Origin of the sequence: Stenotrophomonas sp. SbOxS2, assembly GCF_013416715.1 — a bacterium.
GTDB classification, from domain to species: Bacteria; Pseudomonadota; Gammaproteobacteria; order Xanthomonadales; family Xanthomonadaceae; genus Stenotrophomonas; species Stenotrophomonas lactitubi.
In genome coordinates, this window is record NZ_JAAVXD010000005.1 from 813079 (window position 1) to 835198 (window position 22120).

Below are 22120 nucleotides of genomic sequence, written 5' to 3' on the forward strand. Positions count from 1 at the left end.
ATCACGATGCAGCGCGACGCAATGATGGTGTGCGTTTTGATCAGAACGGGAGGCGACGAAAATGGGGGGGCAGCCCCTACAAGCCACAATTCCGTGGCGGGAACACGGTGAAGGCGCCATCGTCTTCATCGACGGCTTTCTCGACGCCAGCGCGCTCTGGGACGATGGGATATCACTGCCCGCGTCCGTCGAGTTGTTCAAGGCTGGCAAGCCGGATATGAAATTTGCCCTCAAAGGACGCTAGAACTTCGGCCAACAGCGCCCCCAGCGCGGCCGCAGCGCCTTCTCACTGCAACTTGAACGCCGCAAGCCGGCGCGAGCAATATGGGAGAAATGCATCATGATGACGCCAACTAAGGCAGCTTTACCTACGAATGTCTGCGGTGAGGGGCGTCCCGTCGCGCTACTCATTCACGGATTTCTCGACGCTGGACAAATCTGGTCTGAGGTTGCAGAGAACCTCAGCGGCGAGGGCATAACAACCGCCGCCATCGATCTGCCAGGCATGGGGGGATCGGAGGCAGAGCCCGAGTCGATCAGTCTCGACTCCTATGCGCAGGACCTCGCTTCGGTTGTCGATTCAATCGACGGCGAACTCGTGATCGTCGCCCAGAGTATGGGCGCGCAGGTGGCTGAGCTCGTCGCGCGACTTCGCCCGGCCGCCGTTAAAGGACTGGTTCTTATAACCCCCGTGCCGCTGGCGGGCGTCGGCGCGCCTGACGAGGTAGTCGCGCCCTTCCGCTCCTCTGGCGGGCAAGCGGATATTCAGCGTCAGCTGCGCACTGCACTGTCGCACGGTCTGTCAGACGATCGGCTGGACATGCTCGCCACGCTGGGGCTTCTGGTCCGCCCCGATGTCGTCGCTCGTCTGGTCGACGTCTGGAACGGCGGCCACGAAACGGGCCAATCCAAGAGCGACTTCCCTGGCCCCGTACTTGTAATCCGGGGGGCTTCGGATACGTTCGTCACCGAAGACATAGCGTCTCTGGTGACGGATCACTTCGAGCATGGTGTGCTGGAAACAGTGGCCGAGGCCGGCCACTGGGCGCATGTCGAGCAGCCGGCCGAAATCGCACGGCTCGTGGCATCCCTGATCCGAAGCGTCGGCCTTGCCGGAGGTGAGGTTCATGCCTCGGCTGCCGATTGGCGCTCTGCCTTCGCCAAGAAGACGCAAACGGCCTTCGGGCAAGCCCTTGCAGCCAATGTCGTGCTCGAGGCGGTAACGCTGATCAAGCCGGTCCAGGGCCGCGAGAACGTGCAGCGCGTGATGGAGACGGGAAGCAAGATCTACAGTTCGCTGACCTTCACCGATCAGAGCTCGGCCGGAAACAAGCAGTATTTAGAATGGACGGCCGAGGCCCATGAAGGGATGAAATTCGCCGGGATCACGATCCTGACGCGTGATGATGATGGGGCAATCGCCCATATCGCCATCCACCACCGGCCGATGGAGGCTGCGATCTTCTTCTCCAAGAAGATGGGTCAGACGCTCAAGCCCTTGCTCGGCCCCGGCTATTTCCTCGAAAGCGAAGACGCTCAGGGAGAGGTCGCGTGATCATCAACGCCGACGATCTGGATGTCGAACACACCTACAAGCTTCTGATTGCGACGATCGTGCCCCGCGCCATCGGCTGGGTCAGTACGTTGTCGCGCGATGGCGTGGCCAATCTCGCTCCGTTCTCCTTCTTCACCGTGGTCGGCCGCAAGCCACCTGTGCTCTCGCTCACTATGCAGCACCGCTCGGACGGCGTTACGCTCAAAGATAGCTTCGTCAACATCCGCGATACGGGCGAGTTTGTTACCAACCTCGTTACGCTTCCGCTCGCCGGCGCGATGCACAAGACGGCTATGGAGTTTCCATCCGAAGAGGATGAGTTCGAGAAGGCCGGCCTCGAAAAGGCCCAGAGCGAAGTCGTCAGAGTGCCGCGTGTGGCGCTCGCCCCGATATCGATGGAGTGCAAGCTCGAGCGGTACTTCACGGTCGGCGACTATGAAGATCATGTCGTCTGGGGCCGCGTTGTGCGCTTCCACATCCGCGATGACGTCTATCTCGAAGGCGGACGCATCGACACCGCCGCGCTGGCGCCGGTCGGTCGGCTCGCTGCGGAATATTCGCTCGTCAATAACGTGTTCACCACGCCGCTTGATCCGCAAGCCATCGACGTTTGGTCCACGCGCCGGATGGAGCGGCTCGACGGCAAGCCTTCCGATTTTTCGGCGGTCGCCCAGAAGAACTGGTCCGCGTCCGGGAGTGTGCTCAGTGATCAAGAAGCCCCATAGGAGAGGAACTATGCGCTCCTACCAGCTCGTGGAATTCAATGGCCCCATCGTCTGCAACGAAATCGCGGACCCGACGCCGACAGGATCGGAGATCGTGGTGGACGTCATCACCTGCGGTCTCTGTCACTCGGATTCCCACTTCCATGAGGGGCATGTCAGTCTCGGGGGCGCGGGCAATTTGCCCGTAGCCATGCTCGGCATCAATCTTCCCACATCGCTGGGCCATGAGATTTTCGGGCGGATCGCCGCTTTCGGCCCGGACTCGGGTTACACGCAGGCCGATATCGGCAGACCAGTCGTGGTCTACCCATGGATCGGCTGCGGTGAATGTCATGCCTGTCTTGCTGAACGCGACAACGAATGCCCTGTGCCGCAATCCCTGGGCATGCAGCGCCCGGGCGGGCATTCCGAGAAGCTGGTCGTGCGCGACCGTAAATATCTGGTTCCAGCCGAGGGCCTGAGCGAAGACTACGCAGGGATCTTCGCGTGCTGCGGCCTGACCGCCTATGCTGCGCTCGCCAAGCTGCCTCGGCGGGATGGCTGGATCGGAATCATAGGTGCTGGCGGCGTCGGCACGATGGCGCTGTCCATCGAAAAGGGCTTGAACGAAAGCAAGGTCGCGATCTTCGACATTGACGATGCGAAGCTGGCTACCGCGACCAACAACTTCGGGGCGGACAAGGCGGTCAACAGCCGCGCCGAGGGTGTCGGTGAGCGGCTTCTCGCCGATACCGGCGGGTTTATCGGCATCGTCGACTTCGTCGGCTCTCATCAAACAGTCGAGCTAGCGCTCTCTCTGCTCCGCAATGGTGGCGCCTATGTGGGCGTTGGTCTGTTCGGCGGCCTGATCGAGCTGCCTGTCGCCGCGCTCTCCTCGAGGCAGCTCAGGATCCAGGGCTCATATTGCGGTTCGCCCGCCGAGCTGCGCGAGCTCGTGGACCATGCGCGGGCCGGGCGCATCAAACCAATCCCGACTGCCGTCGCACCGATCGAGTTGCTGAACCAGGGCCTAGCCGAACTGCGGGCGGGGAAGATCGATGGAAGGCTGATCCATCGTCATATCCGGGCGATAACGGCCTGATCAACGGGTCCCGGTGCATAACATGCCGGGTCCAGCTCACACCTGAGGTCTGGGAGAAGTAGCGTGGCGAATTTGTTCGATCCTCTGCGGCTGGGCGCAATCCAAGTCCCCAACCGAATTTTGATGGCGCCCCTGACCCGCGGGCGTGCCACCCGAGCACACGTGCCGACCCCGCTGATGGCCGACTATTATCGACAGCGCGCCGAGGCCGGACTCATCATCAGCGAGGCGACAGGTATCAGTCGTGAGGGGATGGGCTGGCCCTATGCCCCGGGTCTTTGGGAGGAGGAACAAGTCGAAGGGTGGAAGCCCGTCACCCAGGCGGTGCATGACGCCGGCGGCCGCATCATCGCCCAGCTCTGGCACATGGGCCGGGTCGTCCATCCAAGCTATCTGGACGGTACGAGCCCGGTTTCCTCATCGGCGACCACCGCACCTGGGCAAGCCCATACCTATGACGGCAAGCAAGACTATGCCTCCGCACGACCGCTGGCCGTCGCTGAAATGCCACGCCTGCTCGATGACTATCGCCGTGCGACCGCTAACGCGTTGCGCGCGGGGTTCGATGGGGTGCAGCTCCACGCCGCCAATGGCTATCTGATCGACCAGTTCTTGCGCGACAGCAGTAACCTGCGCACGGACGACTATGGTGGCCCCATCGAGAACCGCATTCGGCTGCTCGGCGAGGTCACGCGAGCGATCGCCGAGGTCGCCGGTCCCGGGCGCACCAGCGTTCGGCTTTCGCCCAACGGCGAGACGCAAGGCGTCAATGACAGCCATCCCGAACCTCTCTTCACGGCCGCTGCCGAGCTCCTCTCGGATATCGGCATCGGCTTTCTCGAACTGCGGGAGCCGCAGGGGGAGAGCACCTACCGGGCGATCGCAGCGCCGCTGATAGCCCCCGCTATCCGGAAGGTCTTCTCAGGCCCGCTCGTGCTCAATTCCGATTTCACCGGCGAAAGCGCGCTTCGCGCGGTCGAACGCGGCGAAGCCGATGCAGTCGCCTTTGGCCGTCCCTTCATCGCCAACCCGGACTTGCCTCGACGAATTGCCAAAGGATATGCCCTACGCAAACCAACCGTGGAAAACTACTATAGCCGAGGAGCGGAAGGATATTCTGATTATCCCGGGATCGGCGGCGCGTGAGCGGTCGTACTCTGCCCCAGGCAGAATGATGGGCGGTCATTTTGGAGCGTAGGGATCCGCGTGAGCTGTACCGCGCGCGACTCCGGCGTGAGTCTCCACGTTGCGGCGGACTGCCCTTGGAACGTGTTCACCGCGCCGTTGGACAAAACGCTGATCGAGGCGAGGAAGCACTCGTGAATGCGGCCGCTGGACGGGCGTGCCGGCGATTATTCCGTGGTGGATCAGAAGAACTTGTCGGTTTCCGGAATCGTGTTGAGCGAGTAGTATCGCGGGGATGAGGCCGCAGTCCGGCCGCTCCCCCATAGCGCTGATTCATGATTGACAAAAACTACATTCCTGCCCGCTGCAACTGTGCCAACATAAGGAAGGCTGCGCGGCACATCACCAAATTCTACGATGCCTGCCTTGCACCGGTAGGTATCCGTGCCACGCAATTTACGATGCTCGGACACCTGAAGCACGGGGGGCCGGTGACGATGCTGCAACTTGCGCGATTGATGGTGATGGATCCTGCGACTATCGGTAACAACTTGCGGCCGCTGCAGCGGGATGGGCTGGTGAAGATCAGCGTCAGCAAAGCGGACCGCCGGGCGCGTATTGTCGAGGTGACGGAAGCCGGATTGGATAAGGTCGCCGCGGGCCGCAAGGAGTGGGATCGTGCGCAAGCCGAGTTTGAAAAAAAATTCGGCAAGACCCAAGCCAAGGCATTGCGCCAACTCATGGACAGCGTGGTCGACTGTGAGTTGATCGCATAGCAATCGATACATGCCAGGGCGTCCCGGGAGCCCTGCCGCTGCTGCACTTAAGTAGCCGTTGTCCTTCGGTGCTGACTGAGCGGCATCTGGTGCCCGTTTGGAACCAACTCCCCCAGGCCCCGCGATGCGATGTCTTTCCGGCTTCGCCCTTGTCGTCGAACCGGCCGTCCTAGTAGTCGAGCACTCGTAAACGCTATGGCGAGGAGTTCAAGGTGCAGACTCTGGAGCGCGCTCGGCGCGATGGTGCAGCCCAGACCGCACAAGATCTCGGCCTGCAGGCTCAGCAGCTCTACACGCGGCGAGCCCGCCTACAAGAGATTCGCTCAGCGAGGAGCAACGCACGGCCCAGGCGGACCTGACCAAGCTCAAGCGCGAGGTGGCGCGGTTGTCCGAAGAGAACGACTTCCTAAAAAAGTGTTGGCACATTTCGCGTAAGGTTCCAAGTGAAGTGCGCCATGCTCGCCGACCATATTGGTGAGCACTCGGTAGCGCTGATGTGTCGTGTGCTTGAGGTTTCTCGAACCGGCTTCCACACATGGCATCGCCGCAAGCCCTCGACCAGAGCAAGGCGACGACCAACCCTCGGCACAATCTTCCGGTGGCTGAAAACCTGCTCAATCAGAGCTTCAGCACCGAGCGGCCTATCTAATCCTGGGTCAGCGACATCACCTATATTCACACCGACGACGGCGGGATGCACCTGGCCGTGGTGCTGGACCTGTACTCCCGCAAAGTCGTGGGTTGGGCTTCGGAGCGCTCTCGACTCACAGCGCGTCGTTCAACACCTTGGCAGCCACGTCCGGCCGCTCGAGGACGATGAAGTGACCAGCACCAGGCACCTGGAGAAAATCGGCCGCGGGCAGGAGCTGCTTGTTGGCTTGCCGGTCGGAGAGTCTTGACCAATCCGTCTCTCCGTAAATGAGATGGATGGGCGCCTTAACTTCGGGATAGCGAGCGCGGGCCGCGATAAGGCTTGGCAGGTTGCCGTACACGGCGCGGGCGACGACTGGATAGCCGGGCCGTCTTCCGACCTTCAACAGTTCATCCAGGTAGTCATCGCGCAGGGCGGCCTTCTCGCCAAGGCCCGCACGGAGCACGGCGCGCACAATCGGCTTGGGTTGGACGCCCGCGATGGCCTGGCCGACGACCGGCGCCAGCGCGCCGGTCACGACGAACCGGGCCAGCAGGCTGGAGCGCTTGATGCCGGCGGCATAGTCATAGGCATTGATCGCCACCACACGCCGCACTCTCTCGGGCAGATCGGCCGCGGTGGTGAGGGCGAGTGTCGCGCCCATCGACTCGCCGAGCAGCGTTACGTCACGCAAGTCGAGTCGGGTGATGAGGCTCTTGACCGCCTCGCGCATGGCCGGCTCCTCGTAAGAGGCGCCCGGCACGATCTGCGAGTAGCCCATTCCAGGGAGGTCGAGCGCATATACCGTGTACCGCCCTTGGACCAGCGGGATTAGGTGACGGAAGTGCTCGGCCTGGGTGCGCACGGTGTGCAGCAGGACCAACGGCGGCCCCATTCCACCCGAGAGATAGCGCAATTGCCCCAGGTCTCTCCCGTTTGATCCGAGCGGATCGAGAAAGTTTTCCTGGGTCCCGGGAATCGTGATTGCGGAAAGTGAGTCATTGCGGGTAATTGACACTGGGGCTTCCTTGAACTGTCTGAGGGACGTGGCCCAGGGGCCATGGATGCGGGCATGCTTACTGGCGCACCATGCGCCTTCATGCTGATGTCAGCGCAAGGGTTGGTAGCGAGATGCCGCTTCGTTGCTCGACAGGTGCGGGGCCATCGCCTTGCGCGCGCCTTCGTAGGCATCCCAGAGGGCGCTGTCCTGCAGTGCAGGGAGCGTCACCGACTCGCCGCGCTCGAAGCCCTGCAATGCGGCATCCACCAGGTCTTCGGCACGCATCACGATCTGCGCGGGTAGGTGCTCCACTGGAAGGCCGCCGCGTGCCCAGAACTCGGTGGCCGTCGCACCTGGCAGCACGGCTTGCACCCGCACGCCCTTGCTGGCCAATTCGTGCTGTAGCGATTGGCTGAAGGCCAACACGAACGCCTTGCTGCCGCCATACACGCCATTCAAGGTCTCCGGCGAGACGGCTGCGAGGGAGGCGATGTTGATCAACCCACCGTTGCCGCGCGCCACAAAGCCGGGCACCGCCGCGTAGCTCAGCCGGATCAGCGCAGTGACGTTGAGCTCGATCATGCGCGTCATCTGGTCCACGTCGCTCTCCAAAAGCGACGTGTGCGTGCCGATGCCTGCGTTGTTGACCAGCAGGGTGACGCTGGCATCGCGCTTGAGCTTGTCCTCCACGCTGCGCAGGGCCGTCGGATTATTCAGGTCGGCCGGGAAGACCTCCACCGCGCGTCCGTGGCGGCTGCTGATCTCCGCAGCCAGCGGGTTCAATCGCTCGCGGTTGCGGGCCACGAGGATGAGGTCATAGCCGCGCCGCGCCAGGCGGTCGGCGTAGAGGGCCCCGATGCCGGAGGAGGCTCCGGTGATGAGGGCGGTGCCTGGGTTCGTCTGTGTCATGGTGGCATTTGGTTGGTGGTTGCGGTGAGCCTATCTTTCGCCTCCCGGCGCGTGGCGTAAATGACGCGTATAGTCATGTTTTATGCCATTGGCTACGGAGATGGAGAATGCATAGAGTGGGGTACGTCCTGCCGGCCGGCTTCCAGATGATGGCGCTGGCCACGCAGGCAGTCTTTGAGTTCGCCAACTTTGTGGCGGGCGAGTCCTTCTACGAGGTGACTTGCCACTCGGTGCCCGGCGGCAGCGTGAAGACATCGCTAGGCACGGCATTGCAGACGCGTCCCTTCACCGCACGCAGCACGGCCGACACCTGGCTGGTTGTGGGCGTGATCGACCCGTTGGCCGAACCCTCTCCATCCGAATTGCTGCATTCGTTGCGAAAGTGCAGCGCTCGGGCACGTCGGACGGTGGGGCTGTGCACCGGAGCCTTCGTATTGGCCCAGGCCGGCCTGCTGGCAGGGCGACGCGCCACGACCCACTGGGCCTATGCGGACGCACTGCAACAGCGGTATCCCGATGTCCAAGTCGAGCCAGACCGCATCTTCATTGCCGATGACCCAATCTGGACCTCGGCGGGCATGACGGCCGAACTGGACCTGGCGCTCGGCCTCGTCGAGAAAGACCTGGGCGACGACGTGGCGCGATCAGTGGCGCACCGCCTGGTCATGCATCAGCGCCGCTCGGGCGGCCAGTCGCAGCATTCGGAGATCCTGAATCTTGCGCCGCGCTCGGACCGCATCGCACGGGCGCTGGAGCATGCACGCAGCCACCTGGCGCAGTCGCTGAGTGTGGAAGAACTCGCCGCGGCCGCGAACCTCAGCCCCCGCCAGTTCAGCCGTGTGTTCACGGCCGAGACCGGCCAGTCACCAGCCAAGGCGGTAGAGCGTCTGCGCTTGGAGGCGGCGCGTTTGATGATCGAGCGCAGCCGTTATCCGCTGGAGGTGGTGGCACGCGAAACGGGCTTTCGCGATCGTCGCCATCTTCGCGAGGCGTTCATGCGGGGCTTCGGCAAGCCGCCTCAAACACTTCGTCGCGACGCCCGCTAGCCTGGGATCTTGAAACCTGTCGAGACGACGGTGCTGGTCAGACACGGGGGTCTTGGCACGGACCCAATGGTTGAACATGATCAGCGGGATGCCTTCCCGCGAACCCAAGGTGCGATAGGTGAATGGATTCTGCCAACCTCATGCCTCCAGTGTGTGGGCACACGCAGTGGCTTTACGTCAGCAGCGGAGGTGGCTGCTCTGGCGCAGGGGGCCACTTGATTCCTAGTGTCGAGAGCGAAGGCGGCTGGCGGCTTTCGCCGCCAGCCTACGGACGCGGGAGGGGACCCGCCCGGTTCGTTAGAAGTAGTAGGCAGCTGAAAACGCCACGATGTCCGTGCCGACATCGTATTTGCCTTTCAGCGTGCTGCCCGTCGCCGACACCAGCGACACCTTAGGCTCGTCGAGGAAGAGGTGTGTGTAGCCAAAGCTGTATTCAGCCGACTCGGACGCCCGATAGGTCGCTCCCAGGGAAACCCATTTGCGGTCGGTATCTGGTACGCGGACATCGCGGATGTCGTCGGTAACGGGGCTTTGATCAGTCGCCAAGCCCGCGCGCAGCGTCAGCTTCTCGTTGTAGCGATACTCTGCGCCGATCGAGGCGAAGGTCGTATCGCGATAGCCGAAGTCTAGCGTCCGCGTCGGCTGGGCTGAGTCAAAGTCCAGCCGGACTTCCGCAAACTTGGACCAGCCTGTGCGGGTGACATCGGCCATGACCGTCCAGCGATCATTGACTCGATGACTGATGCTGCCGGTCAGCGTGGCGGGAAGATTGAGCGCTGTGCTGGCTTGTGTGTCGACAAACCATCCCGGGCGGGCCGCTGCCAAGAACGGGGCGGCACTGCCTGGAACGCCGAAGCTGATATCCGCATCGTTGAGCTTATGGTCGACCTTGGACCGGTAAGCAATACCGATATTGGTTCCTTCCACTGGCGTGAAAAGACCGCCCAGCGTGAAGCCAACGGCATCGTCCTTGGCCTCGATGCGGGTGTAGCCATCGGCACTTCCTGGAGAAAATCCAGGCGCTCTCGCACCGGCCAAGACCGCACCAAAGTCGACGGCATCGTAGAGCTCGGCTTCTGCGCGTTCGAGGAAGACAGAGGCCCCGAAGGACACGTAGGGATTTACGTCATAGGAGAACGAGACGCCTAGGTCGACGGCCTTGATCTCCGTCTTGATCCCGTTGTATCGGCCAATCCAGTTGCTGTCGTATTCGGTCTTGAAGCCAAAAGGTGCCGTCACCGAAAGCCCAAGGTGAGCCTTTTCACCCAAAGGGGTGTGAAAATACAGTGCAGGGACCGGACTCGTGTCACCCGCGTCACCCCCATCACTTCCCGATTGAGGACGGCCCAGCGCGTCGCGGCCTTGGCCCTTGAAGTCGATCGTGTAGTTCACAACGCTTGCATCGGCTTGAAATACCCGACCATCCAGCAAGCGCATTGCTGCAGGGTTGTCGGCAATGACCGATGCGTCCCCTGGCGCGCTGATAGAGCCCGCGAACGCCCGTCCTAGCCCCTTGGCGCTCTTTTCTTTCAACTGAAATGCAGCGGCGCTTGCGTTGTCAGACACGCTGGCCAAAGCACCCAACAACGCGAGTGCGAGTATCGTTTTCGTGGTCATTGCTTGCCCTCCACAGGCAAATGTCGGTCCGACAGTTCGCGCGTGAGGAGATATCTGGGACCCAGACGTCATTCCTACCGGCGTGATTGGCCCGGCGTAGTGTCGAGGATTGCCTGATGTCAGGTTCCCGTCATCCAGCAGGGTTTCCCGGATTTTTCGTCGAGTGACCAAGGAAGTCAAGGGTCACGAATTTCCGGCCTGGTGTGAACTGATTCCCGAATGGTCACCATTTGCTCGCGTCCCCGCGCGGCGATGATGATGCGGTCGCCATCCAGGCGGTTCTCCGGCACGGTCGGCTCGGCACCGACGCCCAGTAGCGTCCTCATCGCCGCGCCGGCGAAGATGCGGCCGCAGCGGTAGTCCACGTCGTCTTCCAGCCCGGCATAGCCGGCCGCGCCGCCACCCACCTCATCGGATTGCGCGAACTCCAGGTCGTGCAGATCGTCATGCAGTCCCTTGATCTGCTGGGATAGCGGAATCTCGAACAGCCGCGTCTCGACCTCAGGTTCTTCCTGCCGACAAAGTGCAAGCAAAGCCGGCAGGCGCGAGGGCGTCATGCCGTCGGACAGGGCAACGCGCAACTGGCGGCGGAAACCGTTGACGGCGGCCTTTACGCTGTCGCGGGCCTGTTGCAAGGCAGAGAAGACGCGAGGCACATGCTCAAAGAACAGCTTGCCCGCACGGGTCAGCTGTGTGCTGCGCGTCGTTCGTGCGAACAGCACCACGCCCAGTTCTTCTTCCAGTTCCTTGATGGCCCGTGACAGTGGCGATTGCTCGACATGCAGTTTCTCCGCCGCACGGGCGCAGTGCAGTTCTTCGGCAACCGCGTGAGAAAAATGCAAATGCTGAAGCTCCATCATTCACCTATCCATGAAGTCTTCCGGCCAAGAACGCGGGACGCCGCATCTGCCAGAGCATCCAAGCGATACCCAGCCCCACCGCAACCGCACCGACCCAGGCGGTACAGGTCAGGCCCATCATCTCCGGACTGCCCCCTCCAGTAGCGGACCCAGCGCGATACCACCATTGAAGCCGGCGATGTTCAGACCTGCGGCCACTGCTGGCGCTTGCGGCGCGTGGATATGCGACAGTCCGATCCCCCGTGCTTGCAAGGCTGGCACCGCCGCATAGGTCAGCGCACCCAGCAGGCCCGTCAGCAGTACCATCAAGGGCAACGACGGTGCCGATGCCCAGATCGCCGGCAGCACCACAGCCAGGCCCACCAGTACGGTCATCACCGCGAAGTCCGCGCCCTTGCGGTCGGTCAGACATCCGCCCCAGATGTTGCCGATGGCGGCCATCACGCCGTAGCCCAGCATCAGCAGGCTGGCCGTGCTTTCGCTGACGTTCGTCTCCTGTAGCAGGATCGGCGAAATGTAGGTGTAAAGCGCGAACGACCCCGCATACGCCAGCACGGTAATGCCGGCTCCGGCCAGCAGGCGCGGATTGAACATGGCTTTCAGGCCATCCATCGCGTTGGCCTGCGCCGAGGCGTCGTCCCGATCCGTCGGCATCAGGGCCAGCAGGCCCAGGAAGCCAATCGCGCCACTCGCGGCCACTGCCATGAAGATGACCTGCCAGCTCAACACGCTGCCCAGGTAGGTGCCGAGCGGAACGCCGAGCGCCAGGGCCAGCGTCAGGCCGCCAAATACCACGGCCACCGCCGCACCGGCACGATGGCGTCCCGCCGGTTGGGGGGCGACACTGGACGCCACGGCGAGAAAGACACCATGTCCCAGGCCCGCCGCGAAGCGGGCCACCAGCATGGGCGTCAGCGCATCGGACAGACTGACTACCGCGTTGCCCAGCGTGAACAGCGCCTCCGCCACCAGCAGCAGCCGCTTGCGCGGCCAGCGCGTGGCCAGCGCCAGAAAGCCCGGCGCACCGATCACCCCGCCCAGCGCGTAGGCCGTGACTGCCGTGCCCACCTGGCTGACGCTGGCGTGCAAGTCAGCGGAAATAGTGGACACCAGTCCGATGGTGACGAACTCGGTGAAGCCCAGGGCGAACGCGCACAGCGCGAAGACATAGATGACGAAGGGCATGCGCTCGTTCATGGCTCAGGCCCGACCCGCTGCCAGCAGGGGTAGCATCGCCTCGGCCACGCCCTTGGCCGAAGCCGGATTCTGGCCCGTCACCAGCCGCTCGCTCACCACCACCTGCGTCTGGAAGTTCGGTGCCGGGATATGCCGGGCGCCGCGCTCCTGCAAGGCATCGGCCAGCAGGAACGGCACGGTGTCGTACAGGCCGACCGTGCGTTCCTCGTCGTTGGTGAAGGCCGACACGTCCTTGCCATCGACCAGATAGCGGCCGTCTGACAGCTTGACGTTCACCAGCCCGGCCGGGACGTGGCAGACCGCCGCGATGGCCACCAGTTCGGCGTTGTCTGGGAAGTTCCACGTCGTCGCGTGGCCGCCGGCGTAGAAGATCGCGGTGTAGGCATCGGCATCCACTTGGGACGGTGCCAGGGTGGTTTCGGTGGCAGCGCGCAGCGCCGCATCGTTCCAGAACGCGGCATTGATCGGATCATCCAGGTCGAGTCCATCAACGTGCGGTTTGCGGCATTGCTGAGCATCAGGATGGTGAAGGCGACGAAGTACAGACCCGCCAGGGTTTCCGGTAGCCGCTCGTAGTCACGCGCCAACCGCCGGAAGCGATTGACCCTGCCGAAGCTGCGTTCGACCACCCATCGGCGCGGCAGCAGCACGAAGCCCTTCTTCGCTTCGGCCAGCTTGATGATGGAGGTCGATGCCTTCTTCCCGAGCCGCTTGCGCCGGCTCCTGGCCGGTATAGCCTTGATCTGCGAAGGCGACCTTTACCGTCTGACCGCTGACATGCTGCACTTCCTGCGCCAGTGCACGGACCTGGGCACGCTCCTGCTCGTTGGCGGGCGTGACCTGCGCGGCAGGCAGGTGGCTAGCGTATCCACCGCCATGTGCACCTTGCTGCCCTTCTTGAGCTTGTAGCCGTCATAGCCTGCGGGTGGTCCGCTCTCGCGGGTCGACTGCAGGGTACGGCCGTCCAGGACCACCGCGTTGGGTTGTCCTTGCTTGCCTTGGGCCACCCGTAGCACCGAGCGCAGATCGTTGGCCATCGCCTCGAAGCATCCGGACTGAAGCCAGCGCTGGGTCTGCTGGTAGACGGCTTCCTAGGGCGGGAAATCATTGGGAAGCAGTAGCCAAGGCGCTCCGGCACGTGCCATCCAGCGCAAGGCATTGAACATTGCTCGCAGTTCATACTTGCGCTGTGGGGCTTTCTCTTCCATCAGCGTCAGGTAGGGCGCGGCAAAGGCCCATTCTTCGTCGGAAATCTCGCTCGGATACGGCCTGCGTAAGGTCATCCGCATACACTAGCCCGACCGCCTCAAAGTTCATAACACGCTCTAGTCCGCCCCAATGAGCGCGGCACGGCAGGCCCACATCACCCAGCGCAAACTGTCGGCTGGATGGTGTCTGATGCGCTTTCCTTCGGAGACACCATAGAGCGCTTCATCGGCAGCGCCCTCGTCTTCGTGGTTGGTGTGCTTGCATGGCCGGTTTTCAGCATGACCGGCGTATTTAGAGCGCTCGCGCTATTATTCGTCATACGCCCACTGGCCGTATGGATAACCACCATCGGTTGACGCCTTCCTTGGCAGCGGAGATTGCTATTTGGATGGTTTGGGATTCGTGGCCTTGGAAGTCTTAACTATCTCGCCTTTGCCCTCACGCATCACCTGATTGGCATCGTAGGAAAGTCCGTGGCCGACAGCGTCATTACAGTTGTTGCCCTCAGTATCGCTACCCACATGTCCACGACGCCTCTGATGAACTGGCGGGCGAATGCCCTGGCGCAGCACCGATAATCGTTCCATTAAGCACGGTCAGGAAGGATAGATCTGAGGACTGTCCCGGTGACGCTGGCATTGTGCGTGACGCGTAGGTTTCCGACAATTTTTTCCGTCTATCATGGCTGGGTACATGAATATTTATTAAGTTTGTCAGGGGCGATCTCAGTGCTGGTTGCCCAGGTACGCATCGAGGATGCCTGCGACCAGCTTATAAGGCTGCGATGCCTGGAGATTCGTCAGCACGATTACCGTCAGTTTTCGATCGGGGATCGTGGTGATCCAGACGGCCGCGCCGCCTCCGGTGTGTATCGTTACACGTCCCTGCTGGCTGTCGTGCATGAGCGCAAGGCCGAAGTCGCCGGTTTTACCGTCCGTCATCACGTAGGGTTTCGCCATCAAGGCAAGGCTTTCCGGCTTGATGATCCTGCCGCTCCATAGCGCGTTCTCCCAGGTGGCCATCGCCTCGATATTGCCGCTCAGTCCTGCGGCGGGTAGCAGCCATTCCGTCGCTACTTTCGATCCGAATGGGTGGATGCCGTCGGTGGAAAGTACGGGCGAACCCTTCGCATCAAGCTGGAGCTTCGAGTGATCGGCCGTCGGCTGCAGGGCGGTATACAGCGAAGCACGACCCGGCACGAGCGTCCACGTATCACCCCATCTCAAGCCGGTGATGCCCAGCGGCTTCAGCAAGCGGTCGTCGACATATTGCTGGTAAGGCATGCCACTGACACGCGCGATGATGTCGCCGAGCAACATGTAGCCGGTCTGATTGTAAGCCATCGACGTGCCTGGCGCCTTGACCGGCTTGCTGGCAAGCAAGGCCATGAGGTCCGCACGCGTACCCGCCAATGGCAGCACGTTGACGGTATCGTCCACCACATTGTCGGGAAGGCCGGATGTGTGGGAAAGGCAGTGGCGGATCGTGACGGGCATCCATGAGGCGGGGAGTTCCGGAAGATACTTCCTGACCGGATCGTCGAGCGCGAGCTTGCCTTGCTCGACCAGTGTCATGATCGCTACGGCAGTGAATTCCTTGGTCGTGGAAGCGAGCGGATACAGCGTCGCGTTCGTCGCTGGCACGTTCAGTTCGACGCTGGCGAGCCCATAGCTCTTCTCGAGCACCACCTTACCGTCTTTGATCACGGCGACAGATGCACCAGGCGTATGGCGAGCCGCCATATCCTTGGCCACGACGACGTCCACCTGGATCGCCATGGAGGTTTCCGCGTGTGCCAGCGGCGCCTGCGACAGGACGACGACGGCCACCAATAGACCCGCGAGATGCTTTGCCATGGCGCCCGCTGCTCCAATGAATGAATGGTTGCATCCTAAAGAGGGCTAAGCCCAGGTGTACGTGCCGGTCGGCCTCGGTACTTGTAGCCTATCGCGAATCGGCTGGGCACCGGTCAGTGGTCTGCGAAGGCCAGCCAAATAGAAAGTACACCTGCGCGTTCTGGCATCGGGTCCAGGTCGTCGCCGAGCCGCTGGTAGGTCCGGCATTTACTCGCGATTTGAGCGGAATGTCGCATTGGGCTGAGGAGACCCGGTGGAACAATCGTTCCTATCGCTCCTGCTGCGTAAAAGGAGCTATGCGATGCTCGAACGTGCCACAGCGATGTCGGGAAATTCAAACGGTGATTGGATCATCGCGTTACTCGCAGTCGAAGTCATTTCAGGCGTATATTGTTCAAGCAACGAATCGCTCATGAAATACGCGTCGCTCGTCCGTAACGCGTCCTTGACCCAATGAGGACTAAATAAATCGATACCTTGAAGCCCCAGAAGGGCTGGCCTCGGTCCTCGCCACCGATGGGGCGTCGGCAAGGGATGCGCGCGTGGAGCACTCCGGTCCGCACTATCGGCGAACGGGTCGGCTCGCGGCTCGTTGCGGAAGGCCCGCCAAGCAGGACCCGGCCAGCAAACGGGACCTAGTGAAAGATTTCCGCCAGACCCGGCGGGTGCCTGTCGCTGCCCCACCGATTGAGCTGGAGAGTATCTGGAAAGTATCCCCGAGCGGAGCGGGACCTTTTTCCTGCCATCAGAACGTTACCGCCAGGGCCTGCCAGATGATCACGTCAAGCTCCGTCCGCGTGAACGGCTTGACCAGCCGGATGGCACCGGAGGGCGATTTCCTAGCGCTTTCTTCGCGGTCTGACAGCATAACCACTGTACTCAGCGTTGAGTTGAACTCACGTGCTCGGGCGAGATATGCGCCAGTTCGGTCTTCCCCGGGTGCCGGGACGGCTGCAATGAGAAAATTGATCGTTACGTGGTCAAGCGTGGTCTTCTCTCTACCGGCATGGATGGCAGTGAGAAGAAAGTCATAGTCCCGTACGCGTAGTGCGTCTGCGACGGTATCTGCCAGCACCGCGTGCGGCTGAATGACAATGGAGTTGGGGTGCGGTGTTGATTACGGAATGGGAGCGGTCTGGGGTGATGTGGGGAAAGTCTGCAGCAATCGAGTAAATGGGTGATCTCTGCGAACGCTATGATCGACAGCAGCGATCGTTCTCCATAAATGCTTGACTTCGGTGCCCATCCGACGTCCCCTCAGCTGTACGCGCCGTCCTGCTAAACAGGTAATAGCCTCGTCCAACGTCCATTTCGCATAGGCAGGCATCACTTTGGCAAATAAGTCTACGCCAACTGAAACAGGCATGACGCACAGCTCGCCCACGTAGTCATCCTTGGCGAGGTCACGACAATAGCGGTGCGCGCGCAGGAGCAACGAAATTGGATGGCGCACACTTGGTCGGACTTCTGGTGGTTGGCAGCGGCACGGGCACAGACGCTCGTTAGTGGCAGGATGAAGGCTTGGATATGCCGTGGCGACATACCTGAACGAGGCTGCGATTCCTTACACTATGGTACGCCCCCATGTCTGGTTGTGAACTGATACCCGAATGGTCACCATTTGCTAGCGTCCCCGCGCGGGGCTACTCTTGCCCGATGTCTACTTCAATTCCCGCAGTGCTTGATGCCGGGCGTGGCCCCGCTGAGCATGACGTACGCACCCAGATCATAGAAGCTGCCACCGCCCATTTCAGCCACTACGGCTACGACAAGACCACGGTCTCCGACCTGGCCAAGGCCATCGGCTTCTCCAAAGCCTACATCTACAAGTTCTTTGCCTCGAAGCAGGCAATCGGGGAGGTGATCTGTGCCAATTGCCTGGCCCAGATCGAAAGCGATGTGCATGCCGCCTTGCAGGGGGTCGCAGCTGCGCCGGATCGGCTACGGGTGCTCTTTACCACCATCGTGGACGCCAGTCTTCGTCTGTTCCTCCAGGATCGCCGGCTGTATGAAATTGCCGTGGCGGCCGCGACGGATCGATGGCCGTCGACCCAGGCCTACCAAGGGCGCATCCGGCAACTTGTCGAAGAAATCCTGGAAGAGGGACGCGCCTCCGGGGCGTTCGAGAACAAGACGCCGCTCGATCAGACCAGCCGCGCGGTCCACCAAGTGTTGGTCCCTTACCTGAATCCAGTCACGCTTCCTCACTTGTCAGAGCTGCATGAGGAGGCGCCCAAAGCAATGCAGGAGCTGGTTCTGAGGAGTCTGGCCCCATAAAGTGTGACGATTGACTATCGCGGTCACTAGGAACAGAATGCGTCCGGATACCCCACTCCGGAAGGCCATATGCGTCGCCGCTTTGTAGTCCTAGCCATCTCCTGCGTTGCTCCGTTGTTCCTCGTGGCCTGCGGCAAGTCGGACGACATCGACCCCCGCACCGCGCCCCCCATCGTCCGGGTTGCCCAGGTCCAAACGGGCGCTGGGAACGCACGCACGTTTACGGGCACCATCGCCGCACGGGTGCAGAGCGACCTGGCGTTCCGAGTGGGAGGCAAGGTCACCGAACGCCTCGTCGAGACCGGGCAGACCGTCAAGCGTGGTGACGTGCTTTACCGGATCGATCCCATCGATCTGAATCTGGCAGCGGCGTCCCAGCAGCAAGCGGTGATTGCGGCCCGGGCGCAGAGCGTCCAAGCCATTGCCGACGAAGCGCGGTATCGCGATCTGGCCGCCAAGGGTGTCGTGTCCCGGTCGGCCTATGATCAGATCAAGGCGGCGGCAGAGGCGGCCTCAGCGCAGCTCAGAGCAGCCGAAGCGCAAGCCCGGGTAGCGCGTAATGCCAGTCAATACACCGCGCTCGTTGCCGATGCTGATGGGGTGGTCATGACCATCTCCGCTGAGCCCGGTCAGGTGGTGGCGGCAGGGCAGATCGTCGCCCGGCTTGCCCGTGCAGGCAGCAGGGAGGCAGTGGTCCAACTGCCCGAGACGCTGCGTCCCCAGATCGGCTCCGTGGCCTCGGCGTTCTCGTTCGGGGGCAGCGGCAAGATCCCCGCACGGTTGCGCGTGCTCTCTGAATCGGCAGACCCTGCCACCCGGACTTTCGAAGCCCGCTACACGCTGGAAGAGGGCATCCCGCTGCCGTTGGGTTCTACGGTGGCGATCGAGCTTGCAGGCACAGCACCTGCCGGTGGCTCGGCCGGATTTGAGGTTCCGCTGGGCGCGCTGTTCGATCCCGGCACCGGAACCGGCGTATGGGTGATCAGCGGTGAGCCGCTCAAAGCCAGCTGGACGCCGGTAGCCGTCAAGCAGCTGGGCGATGACCAGGCCTGGGTCGAGGGCGCCCTGAAGGCCTCCGATCGCGTGGCGGCCCTGGGCGCACATCTGCTTCGCGAAGGACAGGTGGTTCGTCTGGCTGACACGGCCAAGGGCGCCACTGCAAACGGAGCCCATCTGTGAGTGGGTTCAATCTATCGGCGCTTGCAGTGCGCGAGCGCGCGATCACGGTCTTCTTGATTTTTCTGATCTCCGTGGCTGGCATCGTCTCGTTCTTCCAGCTCGGCCGGGCAGAAGACCCCGCGTTCACCGTCAAGGTCATGACCATCGTGACGGCCTGGCCAGGTGCCACGCCCACGGAAATGCAGGACCAGGTCGCCGAGAAGCTGGAAAAGCGCTTGCAGGAGCTGCGCTGGTATGACCGCAGCGAAACCTACACGCGGCCTGGCTTGTCCTTCACCACGCTGACCCTGAAGGACGGAACGCCCCCTTCGCAGGTGCAGGAGGAGTTCTACCAGGCGCGCAAGAAGATGGCTGATGAAGCCGCAAATCTGCCAGCAGGCGTGATCGGCCCGATGGTCAACGACGAATACGCGGATGTCACGTTTGCGCTTTTCGCCTTGAAAGCGAAGGGCGAACCGTTCCGGCTGCTTGCGCGTGATGCCGAGACGCTGCGTCAGCGATTGCTGCACGTGCCGGGCGTGAAGAAGGTCAACATCATCGGTGAGCAATCCGAGCGCATCTATGTGGAGCTGTCTCACGAACGCTTGTCGAACCTCGGCATCACGCCGCAGGAGGTGTTCGGGGCGCTGAACGGGCAGAACGCCCTGACGCCGGCAGGCTCGGTCGAGGCCAAGGGCCCGCAGATATTCATTCGCCTCGATGGCGCGCTGGATCAGCTGGACAAGATCCGCGATACACCCATCGTTGCGCAGGGCAAGACCCTGAAACTGCAGGACATTGCCACCGTCAAGCGTGGCTATGAGGATCCGTCGACCTTCATGATCCGCAACGGCGGTGAGCCGGCCATGCTGCTGGGTATCGTCATGCGCGACGGCTGGAATGGCCTGGATCTTGGCGCCTCACTCGACGCGGAGGTCAAGAAGATCAATGACGGGCTTCCTGTCGGGATGACGCTGGACAAGGTCACCGATCAGGCGGTGAACATCAGCTCGTCGGTGGACGAGTTCATGATGAAGTTCTTCGCCGCGCTGCTGGTGGTGATGCTGGTCTGCTTTGTCAGCATGGGCTGGCGCGTGGGTGTGGTGGTGGCGGCCGCGGTGCCGCTGACGCTGGCTGCTGTGTTCATGGTGATGGCCGCAACCGGCAAGAACTTTGACCGCATCACGCTCGGCTCGCTGATCCTGGCACTGGGTCTGCTGGTGGACGACGCCATCATCGCCATCGAAATGATGGTAGTGAAGATGGAAGAGGGTTACAGCCGGGTCAAGGCATCAGCCTACGCGTGGAGCCATACGGCAGCGCCGATGCTCGCCGGCACCTTGGTCACTGCGGTGGGCTTCATGCCCAATGGCTTTGCACGGTCCACCGCGGGCGAATACACCAGCAACATGTTCTGGATCGTGGGCATCGCGCTGATCGTGTCGTGGGTGGTCGCGGTGTTCTTTACGCCGTACCTGGGGGTGAAGCTTCTGCCTGAACTCAAGGTTGTGGAAGGCGGTCACAGCAGTCTCTACGACACGCCGCGCTACAACCGTTTCCGTTCGATCCTTGCGCGCGTGATTGCGCGTAAGTGGCTTGCCGCAGGTTCGGTGATCGGTCTGTTCGTGCTTGCTGTGGTGGGCATGGGGTCGGTCAAGAAACAGTTCTTCCCCATTTCCGACCGTCCAGAGGTGTTGGTCGAGGTGCAGATGCCCTACGGCACCGCAATCGAACAGACCAGCCTGGCAACCCGCAAGGTCGAGAAGTGGCTGTCGCAGCAGGACGAATCCAAGATCGTCACGGCCTACATCGGCCAGGGCGCACCGCGGTTCTACCTCGCCATTTCACCGGAACTGCCGGATCCGGCATTTGCCAAGATCGTGGTGCGCACCGACAGCCAGGAACAGCGCGATGCCCTGAAGGCCAAGCTCCGTCAGGCGGTAGCCGAGGGCCTGGCGCCCGAGGCGCGTGTGCGCGTGACGCAGCTGGTATTTGGGCCTTACTCGCCCTATCCGGTGGCCTACCGTGTCAGTGGTCCGGATCCGGACGTCATCCGTGGCATTGCGGCCAAGGTCGAGCAGATCATGCACGCCAGCCCGATGATGCGCACGGTCAACAGCGATTGGGGCGTGCGCACGCCGACCCTCCACTTCACCTTGGATCAGGACCGCTTGCAGGCGATGGGCATGACCTCGGCGTCCGTCTCGCAGCAACTGCAGTTCTTCCTGAGCGGGGTGCCGGTCACTGCCGTGCGCGAGGACATCCGCACGGTCGAGGTTGTCGCTCGGTCAGGCGGGGACACACGCCTGGATCCTGCGCGGATAGCCGATTTCACGTTGGTCGGCGCTGCTGGCCAGCGCGTGCCCTTGTCCCAGATCGGCACGGTAGAGGTTCGAATGGAAGAGCCGGTGCTCCGTCGTCGTGATCGGGTTCCGACCATCACCGTGCACGGTGACATTGACGATGCATTGCAGCCACCGGATGTATCCACGGCGATCAGCAAGCAGCTTGAGCCGCTCATCGCCTCGCTGCCGGAGGGCTACGCCATTGCGCAGGCCGGTTCCATTGAGGAGTCGGGCAAGGCAATGAGCGCCATGCTGCCGCTGTTCCCGATCATGCTGGCGGTGACCCTGCTGATCATCATCCTGCAGGTGCGGTCCATCTCCGCGATGATCATGGTCTTCATGACCAGTCCGTTGGGCCTGATCGGCGTAGTGCCAACGTTGCTGGTGTTTCAACAGGCGTTCGGCATCAACGCGCTGGTGGGATTGATTGCGCTGTCGGGCATCTTGATGCGCAACACGCTCATCCTCATCGGTCAGATTCATGAAAATGAGCATGCAGGCATGGATACCTTCCACGCCATCATCGAGGCGACGGTTCACCGGGCGCGTCCGGTGATCCTGACCTCATTGGCTGCGGTCCTTGCCTTCATTCCACTGACCCATTCGGTGTTCTGGGGAACGCTTGCCTACACGCTGATCGGCGGGACCATTGCCGGCACCGTGATGACACTGGTGTTCCTGCCGGCGATGTATGCCATCTGGTTCAAGGTCCGAGCGGAAAAGACCCGCGGCGCCTGACATTGGCCCGGACCT

General features: G+C 62.2%; 15 protein-coding genes and 3 pseudogenes. 10 read left to right on the plus strand and 8 right to left on the minus strand.

Translation table 11 applies throughout. The features are described 5' to 3' along the window. Positions 1–340 precede the first annotated feature (340 nt). The 6 genes and pseudogenes from HFK18_RS13255 to HFK18_RS21885 form a co-directional block, all read left to right on the plus strand. Complete coding sequence (locus tag HFK18_RS13255) at positions 341–1555, plus strand: alpha/beta hydrolase (RefSeq protein WP_180166597.1); 1215 nt, start codon at positions 341–343, stop codon at positions 1553–1555. Further along, positions 1552–2280: a flavin reductase family protein gene (locus tag HFK18_RS13260; protein ID WP_180166598.1), complete on the plus strand. Its 729-nt coding sequence runs from the start codon at positions 1552–1554 to the stop codon at positions 2278–2280. Before HFK18_RS13255 ends, HFK18_RS13260 begins: the two co-directional genes overlap by 4 nt. Positions 2281–2290: 10 nt before the next feature. After that, complete coding sequence (locus HFK18_RS13265) at positions 2291–3361, plus strand: alcohol dehydrogenase catalytic domain-containing protein (protein ID WP_180166599.1); 1071 nt, start codon at positions 2291–2293, stop codon at positions 3359–3361. Positions 3362–3424: 63 nt separating this feature from the next. Then, positions 3425–4507, plus strand: a complete 1083-nt coding sequence (locus tag HFK18_RS13270; protein WP_180166600.1) for an alkene reductase — start codon at positions 3425–3427, stop codon at positions 4505–4507. 314 nt (positions 4508–4821) lie between these two features. Further along, the gene (locus HFK18_RS13275) at positions 4822–5262 is read left to right on the plus strand and encodes a MarR family winged helix-turn-helix transcriptional regulator (RefSeq protein ID WP_180166601.1); all 441 of its coding nucleotides are present in this window, start codon (positions 4822–4824) and stop codon (positions 5260–5262) included. Between the two features lie 649 nt (positions 5263–5911). Next, positions 5912–6034 (plus strand): annotated as a pseudogene (locus tag HFK18_RS21885) (IS3 family transposase); the annotation flags it as partial. Here HFK18_RS21885 and HFK18_RS13280 read toward each other — a convergent pair. Both HFK18_RS13280 and HFK18_RS13285 read right to left on the minus strand, forming a co-directional pair. After that, complete coding sequence (locus tag HFK18_RS13280) at positions 6027–6788, minus strand: alpha/beta hydrolase (protein ID WP_257216234.1); 762 nt, start codon at positions 6786–6788, stop codon at positions 6027–6029. The pseudogene HFK18_RS21885 and the gene HFK18_RS13280 sit on opposite strands and share 8 nt — an antisense overlap. Before the next feature lie 213 nt (positions 6789–7001). Beyond that, positions 7002–7802: an SDR family oxidoreductase gene (locus HFK18_RS13285; RefSeq protein WP_180166602.1), complete on the minus strand. Its 801-nt coding sequence runs from the start codon at positions 7800–7802 to the stop codon at positions 7002–7004. A 107-nt stretch (positions 7803–7909) separates the two neighbouring features. Between HFK18_RS13285 and HFK18_RS13290 the strand changes: the two genes are divergently transcribed. Next, on the plus strand, positions 7910–8848 hold the full coding sequence (locus HFK18_RS13290; protein ID WP_180166603.1) for a GlxA family transcriptional regulator: 939 nt from the start codon (positions 7910–7912) through the stop codon (positions 8846–8848). 297 nt (positions 8849–9145) lie between these two features. On the opposite strand, the gene HFK18_RS13295 is transcribed toward HFK18_RS13290, so the two are convergent. From HFK18_RS13295 to HFK18_RS13320, 6 genes and pseudogenes are all read right to left on the minus strand, one after another. Continuing rightward, complete coding sequence (locus tag HFK18_RS13295; RefSeq protein ID WP_180166604.1) at positions 9146–10465, minus strand: outer membrane protein transport protein; 1320 nt, start codon at positions 10463–10465, stop codon at positions 9146–9148. Between the two features lie 401 nt (positions 10466–10866). Then, positions 10867–11322 (minus strand): annotated as a pseudogene (locus tag HFK18_RS22035) (LysR family transcriptional regulator); the annotation flags it as partial. Positions 11323–11442: 120 nt separating this feature from the next. After that, on the minus strand, positions 11443–12510 hold the full coding sequence (locus tag HFK18_RS13305; protein ID WP_218946705.1) for an MFS transporter: 1068 nt from the start codon (positions 12508–12510) through the stop codon (positions 11443–11445). Positions 12511–12525: 15 nt separating this feature from the next. Beyond that, positions 12526–12918 (minus strand): type 1 glutamine amidotransferase domain-containing protein, encoded by a 393-nt coding sequence (locus tag HFK18_RS13310; RefSeq protein ID WP_218946756.1) that lies wholly within the window; start codon positions 12916–12918, stop codon positions 12526–12528. A gap of 131 nt (positions 12919–13049) precedes the next feature. Continuing rightward, a pseudogene (locus tag HFK18_RS13315) lies at positions 13050–13805 on the minus strand (IS5 family transposase); the annotation flags it as partial. A 651-nt stretch (positions 13806–14456) separates the two neighbouring features. Further along, positions 14457–15587, minus strand: coding sequence for a serine hydrolase domain-containing protein (locus HFK18_RS13320; RefSeq protein WP_180166605.1), 1131 nt, complete (start codon positions 15585–15587; stop codon positions 14457–14459). A gap of 1656 nt (positions 15588–17243) precedes the next feature. Here HFK18_RS13320 and HFK18_RS13325 point away from each other — a divergent pair. From HFK18_RS13325 to HFK18_RS13335, 3 genes are all read left to right on the plus strand, one after another. Further along, entirely contained in the window at positions 17244–17864 is a 621-nt protein-coding gene (locus tag HFK18_RS13325) for a TetR/AcrR family transcriptional regulator (protein WP_180166606.1), read from the plus strand. Positions 17865–17933: 69 nt separating this feature from the next. Then, complete coding sequence (locus tag HFK18_RS13330; protein WP_180166607.1) at positions 17934–19043, plus strand: efflux RND transporter periplasmic adaptor subunit; 1110 nt, start codon at positions 17934–17936, stop codon at positions 19041–19043. Further along, positions 19040–22105 (plus strand): efflux RND transporter permease subunit, encoded by a 3066-nt coding sequence (locus HFK18_RS13335; RefSeq protein WP_180166608.1) that lies wholly within the window; start codon positions 19040–19042, stop codon positions 22103–22105. Before HFK18_RS13330 ends, HFK18_RS13335 begins: the two co-directional genes overlap by 4 nt. Positions 22106–22120: the final 15 nt, after the last annotated feature.

Coding starts and splice junctions, on each gene's coding strand:
- HFK18_RS13255 (WP_180166597.1), top strand. CDS start 341: ATGATGACGCCAACTAAGGCAGCTTTACCTACGAATGTCTGCGGTGAG.
- HFK18_RS13285 (WP_180166602.1), bottom strand. CDS start 7,802: ATGACACAGACGAACCCAGGCACCGCCCTCATCACCGGAGCCTCCTCC.
- HFK18_RS13320 (WP_180166605.1), bottom strand. CDS start 15,587: ATGGCAAAGCATCTCGCGGGTCTATTGGTGGCCGTCGTCGTCCTGTCG.
- HFK18_RS13325 (WP_180166606.1), top strand. CDS start 17,244: ATGTCTACTTCAATTCCCGCAGTGCTTGATGCCGGGCGTGGCCCCGCT.
- HFK18_RS13265 (WP_180166599.1), top strand. CDS start 2,291: ATGCGCTCCTACCAGCTCGTGGAATTCAATGGCCCCATCGTCTGCAAC.
- HFK18_RS13290 (WP_180166603.1), top strand. CDS start 7,910: ATGCATAGAGTGGGGTACGTCCTGCCGGCCGGCTTCCAGATGATGGCG.
- HFK18_RS13280 (WP_257216234.1), bottom strand. CDS start 6,788: ATGGGGCCGCCGTTGGTCCTGCTGCACACCGTGCGCACCCAGGCCGAG.
- HFK18_RS13305 (WP_218946705.1), bottom strand. CDS start 12,510: ATGCCCTTCGTCATCTATGTCTTCGCGCTGTGCGCGTTCGCCCTGGGC.
- HFK18_RS13330 (WP_180166607.1), top strand. CDS start 17,934: ATGCGTCGCCGCTTTGTAGTCCTAGCCATCTCCTGCGTTGCTCCGTTG.
- HFK18_RS13275 (WP_180166601.1), top strand. CDS start 4,822: ATGATTGACAAAAACTACATTCCTGCCCGCTGCAACTGTGCCAACATA.
- HFK18_RS13295 (WP_180166604.1), bottom strand. CDS start 10,465: ATGACCACGAAAACGATACTCGCACTCGCGTTGTTGGGTGCTTTGGCC.